This window comes from Aquamicrobium terrae (genome assembly GCF_052978165.1).
This window is the reverse complement of record NZ_JBRKLZ010000001.1, coordinates 1,406,318-1,420,567: the sequence shown is the minus strand read 5'-3', so window position 1 is coordinate 1,420,567 and position 14,250 is coordinate 1,406,318. Positions and strand designations below refer to the sequence as shown.

Annotated in this window: 20 protein-coding genes; 9 read left to right on the top strand and 11 right to left on the bottom strand. The window is 61.3% G+C overall.

Going from position 1 to position 14,250, the window contains the following annotated elements; all coding sequences use genetic code 11:
* Positions 1–362 precede the first annotated feature (362 nt).
* From ACVCNR_RS07170 to ACVCNR_RS07145, 6 genes are all read left to right on the top strand, one after another.
* Complete coding sequence (locus tag ACVCNR_RS07170) at positions 363–1,376, top strand: zinc-binding alcohol dehydrogenase family protein (protein WP_108606860.1); 1,014 nt, start codon at positions 363–365, stop codon at positions 1,374–1,376.
* A gap of 73 nt (positions 1,377–1,449) precedes the next feature.
* Positions 1,450–1,881: a GlcG/HbpS family heme-binding protein gene (locus tag ACVCNR_RS07165; RefSeq protein WP_004357630.1), complete on the top strand. Its 432-nt coding sequence runs from the start codon at positions 1,450–1,452 to the stop codon at positions 1,879–1,881.
* A gap of 62 nt (positions 1,882–1,943) precedes the next feature.
* Positions 1,944–2,234 carry a DUF1330 domain-containing protein gene (locus tag ACVCNR_RS07160; RefSeq protein WP_011191344.1) on the top strand — a complete coding sequence of 97 codons (291 nt, stop codon included), beginning with the start codon at positions 1,944–1,946 and terminating at the stop codon, positions 2,232–2,234.
* A 151-nt stretch (positions 2,235–2,385) separates the two neighbouring features.
* The gene (locus ACVCNR_RS07155) at positions 2,386–2,856 is read left to right on the top strand and encodes a peroxiredoxin family protein (protein WP_026227543.1); all 471 of its coding nucleotides are present in this window, start codon (positions 2,386–2,388) and stop codon (positions 2,854–2,856) included.
* A gap of 3 nt (positions 2,857–2,859) precedes the next feature.
* Positions 2,860–3,351 carry a DM13 domain-containing protein gene (locus tag ACVCNR_RS07150; RefSeq protein WP_052819067.1) on the top strand — a complete coding sequence of 164 codons (492 nt, stop codon included), beginning with the start codon at positions 2,860–2,862 and terminating at the stop codon, positions 3,349–3,351.
* Positions 3,352–3,359: 8 nt separating this feature from the next.
* A complete protein-coding gene (locus ACVCNR_RS07145; protein WP_245327302.1) occupies positions 3,360–4,118 on the top strand; it encodes an MFS transporter in 759 nt (252 codons plus the stop codon).
* 20 nt (positions 4,119–4,138) lie between these two features.
* Here the strand turns inward: ACVCNR_RS07145 and ACVCNR_RS07140 are convergent, their stop codons facing one another.
* The gene (locus ACVCNR_RS07140; protein ID WP_052818849.1) at positions 4,139–4,732 is read right to left on the bottom strand and encodes a TetR/AcrR family transcriptional regulator; all 594 of its coding nucleotides are present in this window, start codon (positions 4,730–4,732) and stop codon (positions 4,139–4,141) included.
* A gap of 71 nt (positions 4,733–4,803) precedes the next feature.
* Between ACVCNR_RS07140 and bdcA the strand changes: the two genes are divergently transcribed.
* Both bdcA and ACVCNR_RS07130 read left to right on the top strand, forming a co-directional pair.
* Positions 4,804–5,517: an SDR family oxidoreductase gene (gene bdcA, locus ACVCNR_RS07135; protein WP_108606861.1), complete on the top strand. Its 714-nt coding sequence runs from the start codon at positions 4,804–4,806 to the stop codon at positions 5,515–5,517.
* A gap of 19 nt (positions 5,518–5,536) precedes the next feature.
* On the top strand, positions 5,537–6,190 hold the full coding sequence (locus ACVCNR_RS07130) for an NADPH-dependent F420 reductase (protein WP_447074204.1): 654 nt from the start codon (positions 5,537–5,539) through the stop codon (positions 6,188–6,190).
* 313 nt (positions 6,191–6,503) lie between these two features.
* Here the strand turns inward: ACVCNR_RS07130 and ACVCNR_RS07125 are convergent, their stop codons facing one another.
* Together ACVCNR_RS07125 and ACVCNR_RS07120 are read right to left on the bottom strand one after the other, a co-directional pair.
* Positions 6,504–6,752 carry an RNA polymerase sigma factor gene (locus ACVCNR_RS07125; protein ID WP_197283317.1) on the bottom strand — a complete coding sequence of 83 codons (249 nt, stop codon included), beginning with the start codon at positions 6,750–6,752 and terminating at the stop codon, positions 6,504–6,506.
* A gap of 138 nt (positions 6,753–6,890) precedes the next feature.
* Positions 6,891–7,718, bottom strand: a complete 828-nt coding sequence (locus ACVCNR_RS07120; RefSeq protein ID WP_447074203.1) for a HEPN domain-containing protein — start codon at positions 7,716–7,718, stop codon at positions 6,891–6,893.
* Between ACVCNR_RS07120 and ACVCNR_RS07115 the strand changes: the two genes are divergently transcribed.
* Complete coding sequence (locus ACVCNR_RS07115; protein WP_245439687.1) at positions 7,701–8,528, top strand: MFS transporter; 828 nt, start codon at positions 7,701–7,703, stop codon at positions 8,526–8,528. The genes ACVCNR_RS07120 and ACVCNR_RS07115 overlap by 18 nt on opposite strands.
* Before the next feature lie 30 nt (positions 8,529–8,558).
* On the opposite strand, the gene ACVCNR_RS07110 is transcribed toward ACVCNR_RS07115, so the two are convergent.
* The 8 genes from ACVCNR_RS07110 to ACVCNR_RS07075 form a co-directional block, all read right to left on the bottom strand.
* The gene (locus tag ACVCNR_RS07110) at positions 8,559–8,960 is read right to left on the bottom strand and encodes a RidA family protein (RefSeq protein WP_004099044.1); all 402 of its coding nucleotides are present in this window, start codon (positions 8,958–8,960) and stop codon (positions 8,559–8,561) included.
* 106 nt (positions 8,961–9,066) lie between these two features.
* Positions 9,067–9,516: a hypothetical protein gene (locus tag ACVCNR_RS07105; RefSeq protein ID WP_052819674.1), complete on the bottom strand. Its 450-nt coding sequence runs from the start codon at positions 9,514–9,516 to the stop codon at positions 9,067–9,069.
* 89 nt (positions 9,517–9,605) lie between these two features.
* Positions 9,606–10,178, bottom strand: a complete 573-nt coding sequence (locus tag ACVCNR_RS07100; protein ID WP_004099040.1) for a hypothetical protein — start codon at positions 10,176–10,178, stop codon at positions 9,606–9,608.
* Between the two features lie 94 nt (positions 10,179–10,272).
* Entirely contained in the window at positions 10,273–11,241 is a 969-nt protein-coding gene (locus tag ACVCNR_RS07095; RefSeq protein WP_052819672.1) for a magnesium and cobalt transport protein CorA, read from the bottom strand.
* On the bottom strand, positions 11,238–11,942 hold the full coding sequence (locus ACVCNR_RS07090) for a glutathione S-transferase N-terminal domain-containing protein (protein ID WP_003464969.1): 705 nt from the start codon (positions 11,940–11,942) through the stop codon (positions 11,238–11,240). The genes ACVCNR_RS07095 and ACVCNR_RS07090 overlap by 4 nt, the downstream gene beginning before the upstream one ends.
* 140 nt (positions 11,943–12,082) lie before the next feature.
* Complete coding sequence (gene msrA / locus ACVCNR_RS07085) at positions 12,083–12,622, bottom strand: peptide-methionine (S)-S-oxide reductase MsrA (protein WP_003464967.1); 540 nt, start codon at positions 12,620–12,622, stop codon at positions 12,083–12,085.
* A gap of 1 nt (position 12,623) precedes the next feature.
* Entirely contained in the window at positions 12,624–13,067 is a 444-nt protein-coding gene (gene msrB, locus ACVCNR_RS07080; protein ID WP_004099035.1) for a peptide-methionine (R)-S-oxide reductase MsrB, read from the bottom strand.
* Between the two features lie 146 nt (positions 13,068–13,213).
* Positions 13,214–14,089: a LysR family transcriptional regulator gene (locus ACVCNR_RS07075; protein WP_011191349.1), complete on the bottom strand. Its 876-nt coding sequence runs from the start codon at positions 14,087–14,089 to the stop codon at positions 13,214–13,216.
* Positions 14,090–14,250: the final 161 nt, after the last annotated feature.

Genomic DNA, 14,250 nt, shown 5'->3' with positions numbered 1-14,250 from the left:
GCACTACAGGCGCATCTCCGTTGGCGGATTTCGACCGGACGCCGTGGCTTGCCAGCGGTAGTGTGAGCTCGGGGGCGAGATCGCCCCTGCCAATGCTACCGCTGAGAGGTCGAATCCTCAACCGCTTGGGCGCTTATCGCCTCAATCCGGATCTCACCCGCCGAGCCGCAATAAACCGCTACTATCGATAATCTTCTGAATCCGGCTCAGAGGTATGGAAACTATGTCGTGCCGCTATTGGATATGTTGCGCCCATACCGTCATAGTCTGACCACGCGAAATCTTTAAATCCTGAGTATAGTTCGAAATAATTTTCGGTCTGATCGATCAAGACTTCAGGATACAGAAAGCTGGAGACACTGATGAAAGCCGTTGGTTACAAGGTTCCGGGACCCATCGCCGAGGACGCCGCGCTGGTCGACATCGATCTGCCTCGGCCTGTCGCTGCAGGATACGATATCCTGGTTGAGGTCAAGGCCGTCTCCGTCAATCCGGTCGATTACAAAATCCGCAGCAGCACGCCGCCCGCCGATGGCGACTGGAAGGTGCTCGGATGGGATGCGGCCGGGATCGTGCGCGAGGTCGGCCCCGACGTGACGCAGTTCGCGGCAGGCGACGAGGTCTATTATGCCGGATCGCTCATAAGGTCCGGCACCAATGCGCAGTTCCATCTCGTCGACGCCCGGATCGTCGGTCGTAAGCCCGCGTCGCTCGACTGGGCGGAAGCGGCGGCGCTGCCGCTCACGACGTTGACGGCATGGGAAGCGATGTTCGACCGCCTGGATGTGACAAAGCCTATCCCCGGTGCGGCGCTGGCGATCCTCATCATCGGTGGTGCGGGCGGGGTCGGGTCGATCGCCATCCAGATCGCGCGACAGCGCACGGATCTCATCGTCATCTCCACCGCCTCTCGGCCGCAAACCCAGGAGTGGGTTAAAGGGCTTGGGGCTCATCATGTCATCGACCACTCTCGGCCGCTCGCGCCACAGATTGCCGAGCTCGGCATCGGCGCTCCCGCTTTCGTGTTCTCGACCACGCATACCGAGCAGCATGTCGCCGACATCGCCGAACTGATCGCCCCGCAAGGACGGTTCGGATTCATCGACGATCCCAAGGCACTCGACGTCATGCTGTTCAAGCGCAAGGCAGTGTCGATCCACCACGAGCTGATGTTCACACGGTCGCTCTACGGCACGCCCGACATGGATGAGCAGGGCAAGATCCTCAATTCGCTGGCGGTGCTGGTGGACGACGGCAAAATTCGCACGACGCTAACCGAAAAATTGTCGCCAATTAATGCCGCCAATCTGAAGACGGTGCACGCACTGATCGAAAGTGGCGCGGCAAGAGGGAAGATTGTCCTCGAAGGCTTCTGATGACTGCCACCGCCGAACGTCTTTTCTAACCTCAAGAACGCCGGACGGATTATGCCACGGCGAAGGAAATTCCATGACGAAATCCATTGCCACCGCCTCGATCAACCGCGAAACCGCCGTCGCCCTCATCGATGCTGCGATCGCCGCGGCACGTACAATCGGCATCCCGGCTGCGGTCGCCGTCGTCGACGCCACCGGTAACCTGCGCGCGTTCGAGCGCACTGATGACGCGCCGTTTCTCACCGTCGATGTTGCCATCGACAAGGCTTGGAGTTCCGCCTCGTTTGGGTATCCGACCCATGTCTGGAACGACTATGTTTCGAACGATCCGAAAGTGGCGCCGCTGGCCTATCGCCCCCGGATGGTCGCTGTCGGCGGAGGCTATCCGATCCTGGAAGACGGGAAGTTGATCGGCGGGATCGGCATCTCCGGAGGCAACTATCAGCAGGATCAGGATGCGTGCGTCGAGGCACTCACGAAAATCGGGTTCGAGCTGCCAGCCTGACGACTTTAAGGCCATCGCCAGCGGCGGTGGCCTGCAGATCCGACCTTATGAAAGACTTTAAGATGGAAGCGTTCGTCGTCTTCACCCGCGAAGAAACCACCGATCCGGAAGAACTCGCAACCTATTCTGCAGGCGTCGGCCCATCGTTCGATGGCCACGACGTAACCTTTCTCGCCGCTTATGGCGCGATGGAGCATTTGGAGGGGCCGCCCGTCGAAGGGGCCGTAATTTTGCGGTTCCCGACGATGCAGGCCGCCCGTGATTGGTATCATAGCCCCGCCTACCAAACCATCGCTGCGCACCGTTTTGCCGGTTCCCGCTATCGCGCCTTTGTCATTGAGGGGCGGCGGTGACACACCGACGGAAGAACGGCGGCGCTGGCCACGAGGTATCTGTCGGCGAACTCGCATCCTACAACCTGTAGGGGATCAAGGCGGTGAGGTTCGCGTGCCATCGCCACACGCGACCACTCATCGGACTTCTGCATCGGAATTGGAGGATCAGATGAGCGTCGACGAACGACAAGCCCCCGAGCTGCGGGTGCAGAGATGGATTGGCGTGGATGGAGAAAGCATCGCGCCGCTCAAGCTGTCGGATCTCGGCACCGGCCCGAAAGTCCTCTTCGCCTTCCAGCACTGGTGCCGTGGCTGCCATTTGCATGGATTTCCGACGCTACAAAGGTTGCATGGTGCATTGAGCGCCAAGGGCGTGGGCTTCGCGGTGATCCAGACCGTCTTCGAAGGAGCGGATGAGAACACCTTCGAGAAGCTGCGCGTGAACCAGCTCAAGTATGCGCTTCCTGTCGCGTTCGGTCACGACGAGCCACCTGCCGGCGCGACGCTTCCCACCTTCATGGAGGACTACCGCACGCGGGGAACGCCCTGGTTCTCCGTGATGGACGCTGGCGGCCGCATCGTATTCTCGGACTTCCATCTCGACGCCGATCAGCTCGTGAAGGGACTGGAGCTGGTGTAACCGATGCGGCGCTGGGTCATCCTGATTGCCACCCATCTCGCGATGCTCGCCATGGGCTTCGCGGGCGGTGTCTACACGCTGCCGATCCTGACCGCTCCCCAGGCCCCGGACGCGGCGGCCTTGCGGACCATCTCAGCCGAGACGCTCTACGCAGGGCGTCTGGCCCGCGATCTCAAAGGCAGCGACCTGCTTCACTGGGGGGAAGGCGAGATCCGGGTCTCGCGCGACCGTATCGCCCATATCGGGCGCCTCGCCCCTGGTCCCGACTACAAGCTCTACCTCGCACCACGTTTCGTCGACACGAAGGAGGCCTTTCTCCTGATCAAGGACAGATCAGTCCGCGTGGGCGACGTGAAGACGTTCAACGGCTTCATCGTCGAGGTGCCTGCCGGCATCGATGTCCGCGACTACAACACGGTCGTCATCTGGTGCGAAGCATTCGACCAGTTCATCAGTGCGGCAGAGTATCAACCCTCACGTCAGGCCCGAGAATGAGCCCGGCGATGGATACCATGAGGTCGGCGGGCAAGCGCGGCCTCGTTCTCGCGCCGGTGGCGGCGCTGCTGCTGAGCGTCGCCGCTCTGCTGCTGGGCAATGGCCTGCTGAGCACGCTCCTGATCGTGAGAGCCGGCCATGAGGGGTTCTCGACCGGCGCGATCAGCGCGATGATGTCCTTCTACTTCGCGGGTTTCACGATCGGCGCGCTCGTGTTGCCACCGATCATCGTCTCCGTGGGACATGTCAGAACCTTCGCCGGCTTCGCGGCGATTGCCTCGATGACCGCCCTTCTCCATGTGGCGTTCGTGGAGCCGATCGCCTGGATGCCGCTTCGCCTGATTACCGGCTTCGCCTACGCGGGCATGATCCTCGCAACGGAGAGTTGGCTCAACGCCCACGCATTGCCATCCACGCGCGGGCAGCTCCTGTCGATATTCGGAGTTGTCTCTATGGGCTCATGGGCAATCGGGCAGGCGTTACTCAAAATCCAGTTCCGAGAGGAGTGCCGGTTCGACCCCGGCCACCCGCACCACGGAATGTTCGATCCCGGCCATTGGCCGCTTTTGACTCGTTTCGGACCTTCAGCATGTCAGCTTCGCGTCCGCACGATAAGCCGCAGTGCCCGGGAGCTTTCAGTCTTTTCTGGAGGAGTGCGCATTGCCCATCGGCCATATCCAGGTGTCCAAGTCGGATGGCACGCAAACGCTGAAGCGGCAGCGCGACGCGGTGTTCGCGACCAACCTTTCCGGTCGATAACGTCCTGATCATTTGCCGAGTTTGCAGATTAACCGCGAACCACCTGCTCAAGACCAGCCCCGGCGAGCCGGGCGGCGGCGAGCAGGCGATCGAGATCGTGCCCGTTGCGAGCGCTGGCGGACAGGCCGGCCATGACGGTGCTCATATAGTCGGTCACGCGCTCGGCCTGATCGGGATGGCGCGCGGCGACGAAGCGATGGATCGCCCCCTCCGCCGCCGCAAGGAACGTTCCGGCCGCCTCGCGTGCCTCGCGGTCGGTGCAGCGCACCCCCTCGATAACGAGGCATCCCGCCGCGTCCGGATCGGCGGCATAGCGCCGCGCCGCCGCTTCCAGCACCGCGACGAGGCATTCCGCGACCGGGAGATCGGCTTTCAGCAGATCGAACAGCGGGATCGCGCCGGTGCCGGCATAGCGATCGAGAATGCGGCTGTAGAGCTCGGCCTTGCTGCCGAAGGCGGCATAAAAGCTCGGCGGGTTTATCCCGATCGCCTGGGTCAGGTGCGCGATGCTGACGGAATCGTAGCCACGCGAATGGAACAGCCGCTGGGCGGTCGCGACCGCTTCGTCCGGGTCGAACAGGCGCGGTCTGCCTCGTGCACGGCGTATTTTTGTTTGAGCCACTACAAATACCTTGACGAATGTTTCGAACCGTTTATGTAGCGGGTCGTAAGTTATTGATCAAGGAGAGTCCGATGGGTGCGTTTGAGGCGAAATCCGTTCTCGTGCTGGGTGGCAGTCGGGGGATCGGCGCGGCGATCGTTCGGCGTTTTGTGGCCGATGGCGCGAATGTGACCTTTACCTATTCCGGCTCGCGTGACGCGGCCCACGCGCTGGCGGCCGAAACGGGCAGCACTGCTGTCGAGACGGACAGCGCGGATCGCGACGCGGTGATCGCGCGCGTGAAGGACAGTGGCGCGCTCGACGTGCTGGTCGTCAATGCCGGAATCGGTATTTTCGGCGATGCGCTGGAGCAGGATCCGGACGCAATCGACCGGCTGTTCCGGATCAATATCCACGCGCCCTATCATGCCTCGGTCGAGGCCGCGCGCCAGATGCCCCAGGGCGGCCGGATCATCGTCATCGGATCGGTGAACGGCGACCGGATGCCCGTTCCCGGCATGTCCTCCTACGCGCTCAGCAAGTCTGCGCTGCAAGGGATGGCGCGCGGGCTGGCACGCGACTTCGGGTCCCGCGGGATCACGATTAACGTGGTGCAGCCCGGCCCGATCGACACCGACGCCAATCCGGCGGACGGACCCATGAAGGAGCTGCTGCACGGCTTCATGGCGATCAAGCGCCACGGCCGGCCGGAGGAAGTCGCGGGCATGGTGGCGTGGCTCGCCGGCCAGGAGGCGGGGTTCGTTACGGGCGCCATGCACACCATCGACGGCGCGTTCGGTGCCTGATCCGGCGGCGCGAACGCCGATGACCACCATCGGCATCATCGGCGCAGGCGAGGTCGGCAGCCAGATTGCCCGCGCCGCCATCGCCAACGGCTATCGGGTGGTCATCGCCAACTCGCGCGGGCCCGAAACCCTGGCCAGGCTGGTCGCGGAGCTCGGGCCGTCTGCCCGCGCCGCGACCGCTGCCGGTGCGGCGGAGGCGGGAGAGTTCGTCGTGATCGCGGTCCCGCTCAAGCTGGTCAACGACATGCCCGTGGCGCAACTGGCGAACAAGATCGTGCTCGACACCAACAACTATATGCCGTGGCGCGACGGGCGCTATGCCCTCGTCGATACCGGCGCGAAGACCGAGCACGAACTGCGGCAGGACCAGCTGCCAACGTCCAAGGTCGCGAAGGCGTTCACGCATATCCAGGCGCCGCGCCTGTTGCTGTCGGCGCGGCCCGCTGGCACGCCGGGGCGGCACGCGCTGTCGGTGTCGAGCGACTATCCCGAAGCGGTGGCGCTGGTCACGCGACTGTACGACCAGTTCGGCTTCGACACGGCGGACAACAGCCCGCTTAGCGAGTCCTGGCGTAGCGGTCCGGGTCAGCCCGCATGGCACGCGCACGACCATCAAACGCGTCCCGAGCTGGTTGCTAACCTTGCCAAGGCGACACCGCTCCCACCGAGATAGGGCAGGCGGCCTCTGCCCGACCACAGCGCCCTATGCCTACGAGGTCTTCGCCGTTCTCGCCCTCGCCGGGCATCACGTTCATGTCGGCCTGCGCCTGCCGCGGTCAGTATCGCCGAGAGGCCAGCAGCGATCCGCGATCACGCCGACAAGGCCTACAGTGTTCGACTGAAAACCGGGGTCTGTGTGAAGAGCGGAATATCGCCTTTCAACCAAGTCGGTAATGACCGCTGCTGGCGCAGAGGCGACCGCTAGCGATTGAAGCGCGGCTCGCCATCGACAGATTGCAGCCGCACCATCCTAGTCCGTGATGCACCTAGCCAGAGGCTTCGGAGAAGACAGCTTGGTCTAGTGCAATGAGCGCTTCGCTAAGCCTGCTCTCCACCATAATGATATCAAGGTCGAGGTGATGTGCGATCTCAGCGTATGAAAGCCCTGAAATCCTGTTGAGTAAGAAAACGTCCCTCATAGGCTCGGGCAGAGCGGTGACGGCGGTAAGGAGTTTGCGCTGGTCGCAATTGATCGCCTCCTGCGGTGCCTGGAATTCCACTTCTGCCTGCGACAATCGCTGTCTCGTAAAGGGTGTCCGAAAGTTTCGTCTCCGCATGTTCACATCTCCCGCGTTGTGAATTTGCGGGCGTTCGCTATCGACCGCGGTCTGCTCACCCCTGAAATTGTCTCGGTCGACAGCCTCGCTGGTTCCCTAACGCCGATCATCTGCCCCGTCTGTCGTAGGGATCTTCACGAGTTGGTCCCGGGAACTGTTTAATCCGTCGATCCACCTGTCACACGCGTCGTTGACGAGGTCGGACAAATACTCGACCTGCTCGATCATCCAAGCAGCTTCGCTGGCAGCGACCCGATAGTGCCGGTTATATCTGGACTTGTTATAGGCAGCACGAAGCAGCTCAAAGCACCTGCGATCTTCTTTGGTCTCAGTCGGCCACACGACGCGAAGCTGCTCACTCGCAAACTCGGCAAGCTTCCGCAGGTCGACGATGTTATGGGTGTGTGGGGTGCGCCCTAGGAGCACCAACAAGGCGATATTGTAGAGTCGTTCGGTGGCTTGATGCAGGTCGAACGCGGCCTTCCGGAACCAGCCATTCGCGGCAGACAGCTTCGCTGATCCGAGGAACTCGGCAACAAGCGCGAAGCCTTCCGCTCGGTGGCGGTCGGCCTGTGCAACTACATCGAGCGCCGCCACCGCGTTGCAGTCGGGCCAAACGGTAGGGTCCGCATCATGCAACACAACGCACTCTTCCATGATGTTCTGGAAGTATCGATTTCCCTGGTAAATCTCGTTGCTGAATCGCTCGAAGCTCAGGATCGTGAGCCGCACAGGCGTTCTGAGGTGTTCTCGATTCACCGAAGCGAACAACAGGCTCCTTTCGCATTCAAGCCAAAACTCCCCGACATCCGCCAGCCTTTCGCTGCTGACCAGGACCAGGAGGTCATAGTCAGCGAAGTACCTGCCGCCGGGGTCATCGACCCATGCACCCGATGCATATGGCCCATGCAGCAACAGCTTCAAAATCTGACCATCTCGGACATCGCACCGCCCGCCGACGTGACATTGTTCCTCATCGTGTCGCTGCTGATATCAGCGGCGGTGGTTCCGATCACCTTGCTGCCCATTCATCCGCCGGCCCAGGTGGAACAGGAATGGGTCGCGTTGAGGGACCTCGTCCTCGTATCACCTCTCGCTGCGGCTGGCGCTTTCCTGGCCGGCCTGGCTATCGGTGGTTTCTGGGGCATGGGCGGGAACTTCGCACAGAGCATCGGCCTCGATGTGGGCGGTATCTCCGCCTTCATGGCTGCGGTTCTTGGTGGAACGCTCGCCTTCCATTGGCCACTCGGTTGGCTTTCGGATCGAGTGCCCCGGAATCTTGTCATCGCCGGTGCGGCGCTGGCGTCCGCAGCGTCTGCCATCGGCGTAGCGTTGGCGGTGGAAGCGCCTCTGCCGCTGCTCCTTGCGGCGGGTGCGCTGTTTGGCGGCTTTGGCATCCCGATTTATTCGTTGTGTCTCGCCGTCGCAAACGACGATCTTCCGGCCGGTCGGCTACTCGGCACCGCGCGCGGGCTTCTGTTGCTCAACGGGATCGGGACAGCCGCTGGCCCCTTAATAGGAGCAGCTGCAATGAATATCGTCGGCCCTGGCGGCCTGTTCCTTTATGCGGCGGCGTTGCTCGCGCTCCTGGCAGTGCTGGCCATCGCCCGCAGGCAGCCGAGGCGCGCCAACCAGGCCAAGGCGGCCCCCCGTTCTCCGAGCACGCCGATGATAACCGGATCTCTCGATACGATGATCTGCATCGAGAAGCGGGCGCAGGGCGTGCGGGATTAGCGCGGCACGGCGCCTGCACGAACCGCGGGGTCAGGCGATGATAGCTGTTACGCGAATTTCGATACGCATGGTTGGAAGCCCCAGCGCTTCGATTCCCAACTGCGTCCAGATTGGAGCGCGGTCGGGCATGTAGTGGCGATACAGCTTGGCCATTGTTTCGTTGATCACGGGAGGGAAACCACCGACGTGATAGGAATTGACGTGGACCACATGCGGCCAGCGTGCTCCGGCGGTCGCGAGCGTCCGTTCCACGTTCTTGAACGCCTGCTCGATCTCTTCCTCAATCGACTCCGGAATGACGAGATCGTCGTTCCATCCGCCCTGTCCGGAGATCTCCACGCGGTCACCAATGCGCATTGCCTGAGAATAATGAAGCGCGTCATGCAGGCGCGTCCCGTATCCGGGGGTGATGAAGAATGAAGGTGTTGTCATGAGTTTGCCTCTGATGAGCCAGGTCAATGCGGTTGCAAGTGACCGTATGCATGCAGAAAGAGATGCAGGGCGTTCGGCACTAGCGCGCCGGCTGCGGTGGAGGGCTTTATTCCACGTCTTCTACGGTGAGGTCCCGGCCGTTGAACTGCACGGTCTCCCCGGCTCGGGCACCCTCGATCGCTTCGAAGATCGGCGCCATCGTGGAAATGCCCATGAGCTCACGCCCCTGACAGGTAAACTTGCTCGTTGACACCGCGATCACAAAGTGGCGGCCGGACAGCTTGACGACAGCGCCTTCGCCGACGGCCAACTTGGGGCCGAAATCGATCGTCCTGAGCTTTTCGAGTTTATCCGCATAGTCATGGAGCGTGTCATCGAGCGCTTCAGCGAAGTCGCTCGCGACCTCGGCCTGAGCTAGTTCGTCGTTTTCGATCGGTTCGCTCCGGTCGAGCCGAGCGGTAGAGACATAGTCCAGGTAGTTCTCACGAGCACTGTGCAAGGCTGCGGTCTCCAGCGAGAGCATCGTTTGTCGGATGTGGTCCTTGTTCCAGTCCATAATCACCTCCTAATTTGCGATGTGTTTAAAGTTCAGCTTGCAGATGTGTAGCGCCCGGAGGTTAACCTCCCCCGGGCTAGGCGACACCGCTATTCGTCGCTGATGACGTCTTCGCCCTGGTATGGAACTCGGATCAGCCGAGGATCTCGAATGATACTCGTGACGAGCCAGACATATTCCTGCTCGGCAGTATCGAAGCCGAGGATGCTGAAGGATTGGCCGAAAGGGCATGGCGGGAAGTCTGGAAAGCCCTCGCGCAGAACGTAGCGCTCGGGATCGCTGTGAAACTCGCTCTTGTAGACTTTCCGTAGTCCGTGCTTGCTCGGCGCGTCCTGGTCACCTGCCGGTGCTGTTTCCCGATGCGCCACAAGGCGCTCGGACAAGTCGCGGGGGCAGATTTCGTGGAACACGTCGAAGGCGTCGATCAACAGGCCTTTATGCTCTGTCGCCGGATCGGTGATCGCGTAGATGTTGGAGGCATCTTCGCCGTCGTCCCCGCTCTCGAGGCGCAACGCCGCATCGACGCGAATGCTGCATGCATCGAGGGTTGACCCTAGTTCGAGATCGACGAGATTGCCGTCCTTGACGCGGTATTCGCGGTCATAGCCTTTGGCGATGAATGACTGGACTGCTTCTAGAACGTCGGTCACCTGGGAGGTCATGGAAGTACCTTCATCTTGAACTGGATTGGACACGCTCGCGCACAAAGCGCGCTGCGACTCGGCAGCGGACGGAGAAGCTCGCGAAGTGCGTTACTCATAGCCACTTGGCCTTCTTGAAGCGCACGAACAGGAGAAGGCAGAACACCGCTATCACTCCGAGCACGACGAAGTAGCCATATGGCGTGTCCAGTTCCGGCATGTGCTTGAAGTTCATGCCGTATATTCCGGCGATCGCCGTCGGGACCGCCAAGATCGCCGCCCAGGCCGCGAGCTGGCGGGTGACCACACCGATCCTTTGCGCTTCCAGAAGGCTGCTGGCCTCAAAGACCGTGGACAGGACAAGCAGGAGGCCGTCGACCATGGACTGCACGCGGTGGACATGGTCCGCGACGTCGTGGAAATATGGTGTCATTTCGGCGCTGATGCAGGGAAAGTGGCCGCGAACGAGCTTTCGCACCAGCTCGGCCATAGCCCCGAGCGTGCGCTGGAACCGCGTGAGTTCGGACCTTAGTTCGAAGATTCGCGCCACCTCTTCTGGCCCGAGGAAATCGTGCAGCGACCGTCGCTCCATCGCCAGGACGTCGTCCTCGATCATTTCGAAGATGGGCAGATACTGGTCGACCACGCGATGCAAGATCGCGTGCAGCACATAGTCGACACCCTTGCCGAACTGCGTCGGCGATGCCTCGAGTTGCTCCCGAAGTTTGCCCAGCGCTCCGGCATTGCCGTGCCGCACGGTGATAAGGTGATTGTGACCGGTGAAGATCGCCATCTTGCCGTAGCTGATCCGGTCGCCGACCAGCTCGGCGGTCTGCGCGACGACGTACAACTCATCGTTGTAGACCTCGAGCTTGGGCGGGCACAGCGGGTGCATCGCGTTGTCGATCGCCAACGGATGAAGATTATATGTCCTTTGGATCGCGAGTAGTTCCTCGGGGGTGGGTTCGCTAAGCGCGATCCAGCAGAAGCCCGAGCGACTCTCGCCCAACTTGACGTGCTCATCGAGCGCGATTTCGCGAACTCGCTTGCCTTCGTTGTAATAATAGGCGGCGATGATGCTCATGCTGGCCTCGCGGGAATGTGGAGGCCACGCTGGACGGCCGGTCGAGCCAGCCCGCGTCCAAGCCATGCGCGGACGTTCGAAAAGCTGCTGAGGCCAAGGATGTCACCCGCAGCGTAGAATTCCACCAGCGCATTCACCCAGCCGAGCGTCGCGATGTCCGCGATCGAATAGTCGTCGACGATCCAGTCGCGGCCTTCCAGCCGGCGATCCAGAATCCCCAGCAGACGCGTGGATTCGTCGATAAAGCGCTGTTGCGGCCGCTTGTCCTCATAGTCCTTGCCGCCAAATCGCAGGAAGAAGCCGAGCTGACCGAACATCGGCCCGATGGCCGACATCTGAAAGAACACCCACGCTAGGGTCTCGTAACGCTGGCCTGGTTCGGTGGAGATGAACTGACCCGTCTTGTCGGCCAGATAGAGGAGGATCGCACCGGATTCCCATAAGGCGATGGGTCTACCGTCAGGGCCAGCCGGATCGATGATCGCCGGTATGCGTCCGTTCGGGTTCAGCGACACGAACGCCGGATCCTTCGACTCGTTGTTCGAGATGTCGATCAGGTGGGGCTCGTACGCCAGGCCAGTCTCCTCAAGCATGATCGAGACCTTGACGCCATTGGGCGTAGGGGCTGCGTAGAGTTGCAGGCGATCGGGATGGGATGCCGGCCAGCGCTGCGTGATCGGAAAGGACGAGAGGTCTGGCATAAATCTGCGATCCTGGTGTTGCGATGGCGACTGACTGGAACGAGCCGTCACTCTGAAGTAGGGTTCGATGACCGCGTCGCTGAACGACGCGGTCACGAAGATTGCGGACCGGACCGGCGCAGTGGCAACGGCAGTGAAGCCTATTCCGCCGCGGTCCCGGCCGCTGGCTGTACGTCGTCAACCTTTTGGCGCTTCGGAAGCACCCAGCCGGGACGGACGAAGTGGCAGGTGTAGCCGCCCGGGCGCTTCTCCAGATAATCCTGGTGATCGGGCTCGGCCTCCCAGAACTCGCCGACCGGCTGGACCTCGGTCACCACTTTGCCATCCCACAGCCCCGAGGCATCCACATCGGCGATCGTATCCTCGGCGACGCGCTTCTGCTCCTCGTCGACATAATAGATGCCCGATCGGTAGGAGAGCCCACGATCATTGCCCTGGCGGTTCAGCGTCGTCGGATCGTGGATCTGGAAGAAGAATTCCAGGATGTTCCGGTAGCTCGTCACTGTCGGGTCGAAGACAATCTCGATCCCCTCGGCATGCGTGCCGTGATTACGATACGTGGCGTTCGGAATATCGCCGCCCGTGTAACCCACACGGGTCGAGATGATGCCGGGCCGCTTGCGGATCAGATCCTGCATGCCCCAGAAACATCCTCCTGCGAGAACAGCGCGCTGATGCATGTTAAGCCTCCTCTACTTGATCGAGATATTCACCGTATCCCTCGGACTCCATCTCGTCGCGCGGGATGAAGCGAAGGGACGCAGAGTTGATGCAGTAGCGCAGACCGCCGCGGTCGGAAGGACCGTCCGGGAACACGTGGCCCAGATGGCTGTCGGCGTGTACCGACCTGACCTCCGTCCGGACCATGCCGTGTGCACTGTCCCGCACCTCGTTCACGTTTGCCGGAACGATCGGCTTGGTGAAGCTGGGCCAGCCAGTACCCGAATCGAACTTGTCCGTTGAAGCGAACAGCGGCTCTCCCGACACTATGTCGACGTAGATGCCAGGCTCCTTGTTGTCGTTGTGCTCACCCGTGAAGGGCCTTTCGGTCCCCGAATCCTGGGTAATCCGGCGTTGCTCGGGGGTCAGGCGGTCAACTGCTGCCTGTGACTTCTCAAACTTCATGATAGTCTCCAATACTTAATCTAGAGAGCTCGACACGCTGTCATTTATCTTTGCAGTCATTGCGCCGACTATCGCAGTGCGCCCCAGATTTATCCAATACGCTGCGCGTATAGTTTCCATAGCGCCGAAGCTCTTCACGTCGTGATTCAGTTCCACTCGTACCGGGCTGCCAGCTGCGCGATGTTCCGTATCTCGACCGTTGCCGTGGAGCCGGATACTGTCGCGATCACGACTTCGCGCTCCAAGACAAATCCGTCGATCGGCCGAGTCACGAGGCCTTGCACGGTCGGCGATCGTTCCGGAAGAATGCATATGGCGTGGCCGTCAGCGACGACCCGTTGCACCCAGTCCTCGCGATCTGATCGAAAGCGAGGTCGCATGAGCAAGTCCCGTCGCGCGAAGTGATCGAGGATCCGATCGCGAAACTCGCATTTCAGGCGATCGACGAATGGAAACTCGAGCAGGTCTTCGCCGCGCACGATCTCGTTGGCCGCCAAGGGATGGTTTGCAGAACAGCCGAGCACGAAGCGCTCCCGAAATAGAGGATGCACATCCAGCTTGCGTTCCGGTCTTGTTTCACGCGGCATGATGCACGCGTGGTATTTTCCTGAAAGCACCTCCGATGTGTCCTCGTTCGACTGGAGCGAGTGCAGCTTAATTTCGATGGATGGCATCTCCGCCAATGCGCTCTCGAAGAATGCCGTAAATTCCTTTGGTCCGACGGTGGGCGCGACGGCGACATCCAGCACGCGGTGCCCCCCCATCGCCCAGTGCTCCGAGTGATTGCGAACGCTCTTCATCGCGACCACCATGCGCCGGAATTCTGCCTCGACGTCATGGCCAAGGCCAGTCAGGCGGCTGTTCTTCCCGTCGCGATAGATCAGCGGCCCGCCAAGCTCATCTTCCAAGCGGCGGATCGCGCGGGTCAGACTTGGCTGTGACACACCGCTCAAGCGAGCGGCCGCTGTGAAATTCAGCGTCTCGGCCAAGTTGATGAAATAGCTGACTTGATTGAGTTCCATAGTCCTTTGGCCCACGCGCCTGACTGATACCTCTTCCGTGAGACCGCCTTTGGAAAGCAGGTCGCAGAAGTATGCTTGGCGCATATAATCATGGTATAGGGGCTTGTCTATATGCGCCAGACATATAAATGATAGCCTGAGATGACGATTACCGGTTGGCG

Coding starts and splice junctions, on each gene's coding strand:
- ACVCNR_RS07145 (WP_245327302.1), top strand. CDS start 3,360: ATGGATACCATGAGGTCGGCGGGCAAGCGCGGCCTCGTTCTCGCGCCG.
- ACVCNR_RS07115 (WP_245439687.1), top strand. CDS start 7,701: ATGCAGCAACAGCTTCAAAATCTGACCATCTCGGACATCGCACCGCCC.
- ACVCNR_RS07105 (WP_052819674.1), bottom strand. CDS start 9,516: ATGGACTGGAACAAGGACCACATCCGACAAACGATGCTCTCGCTGGAG.
- ACVCNR_RS07170 (WP_108606860.1), top strand. CDS start 363: ATGAAAGCCGTTGGTTACAAGGTTCCGGGACCCATCGCCGAGGACGCC.
- ACVCNR_RS07165 (WP_004357630.1), top strand. CDS start 1,450: ATGACGAAATCCATTGCCACCGCCTCGATCAACCGCGAAACCGCCGTC.
- ACVCNR_RS07130 (WP_447074204.1), top strand. CDS start 5,537: ATGACCACCATCGGCATCATCGGCGCAGGCGAGGTCGGCAGCCAGATT.
- ACVCNR_RS07075 (WP_011191349.1), bottom strand. CDS start 14,089: ATGGAACTCAATCAAGTCAGCTATTTCATCAACTTGGCCGAGACGCTG.
- ACVCNR_RS07095 (WP_052819672.1), bottom strand. CDS start 11,241: ATGAGCATCATCGCCGCCTATTATTACAACGAAGGCAAGCGAGTTCGC.
- msrB (WP_004099035.1), bottom strand. CDS start 13,067: ATGAAGTTTGAGAAGTCACAGGCAGCAGTTGACCGCCTGACCCCCGAG.
- msrA (WP_003464967.1), bottom strand. CDS start 12,622: ATGCATCAGCGCGCTGTTCTCGCAGGAGGATGTTTCTGGGGCATGCAG.
- ACVCNR_RS07160 (WP_011191344.1), top strand. CDS start 1,944: ATGGAAGCGTTCGTCGTCTTCACCCGCGAAGAAACCACCGATCCGGAA.
- bdcA (WP_108606861.1), top strand. CDS start 4,804: ATGGGTGCGTTTGAGGCGAAATCCGTTCTCGTGCTGGGTGGCAGTCGG.
- ACVCNR_RS07155 (WP_026227543.1), top strand. CDS start 2,386: ATGAGCGTCGACGAACGACAAGCCCCCGAGCTGCGGGTGCAGAGATGG.
- ACVCNR_RS07100 (WP_004099040.1), bottom strand. CDS start 10,178: ATGACCTCCCAGGTGACCGACGTTCTAGAAGCAGTCCAGTCATTCATC.
- ACVCNR_RS07150 (WP_052819067.1), top strand. CDS start 2,860: ATGCGGCGCTGGGTCATCCTGATTGCCACCCATCTCGCGATGCTCGCC.
- ACVCNR_RS07110 (WP_004099044.1), bottom strand. CDS start 8,960: ATGACAACACCTTCATTCTTCATCACCCCCGGATACGGGACGCGCCTG.
- ACVCNR_RS07090 (WP_003464969.1), bottom strand. CDS start 11,942: ATGCCAGACCTCTCGTCCTTTCCGATCACGCAGCGCTGGCCGGCATCC.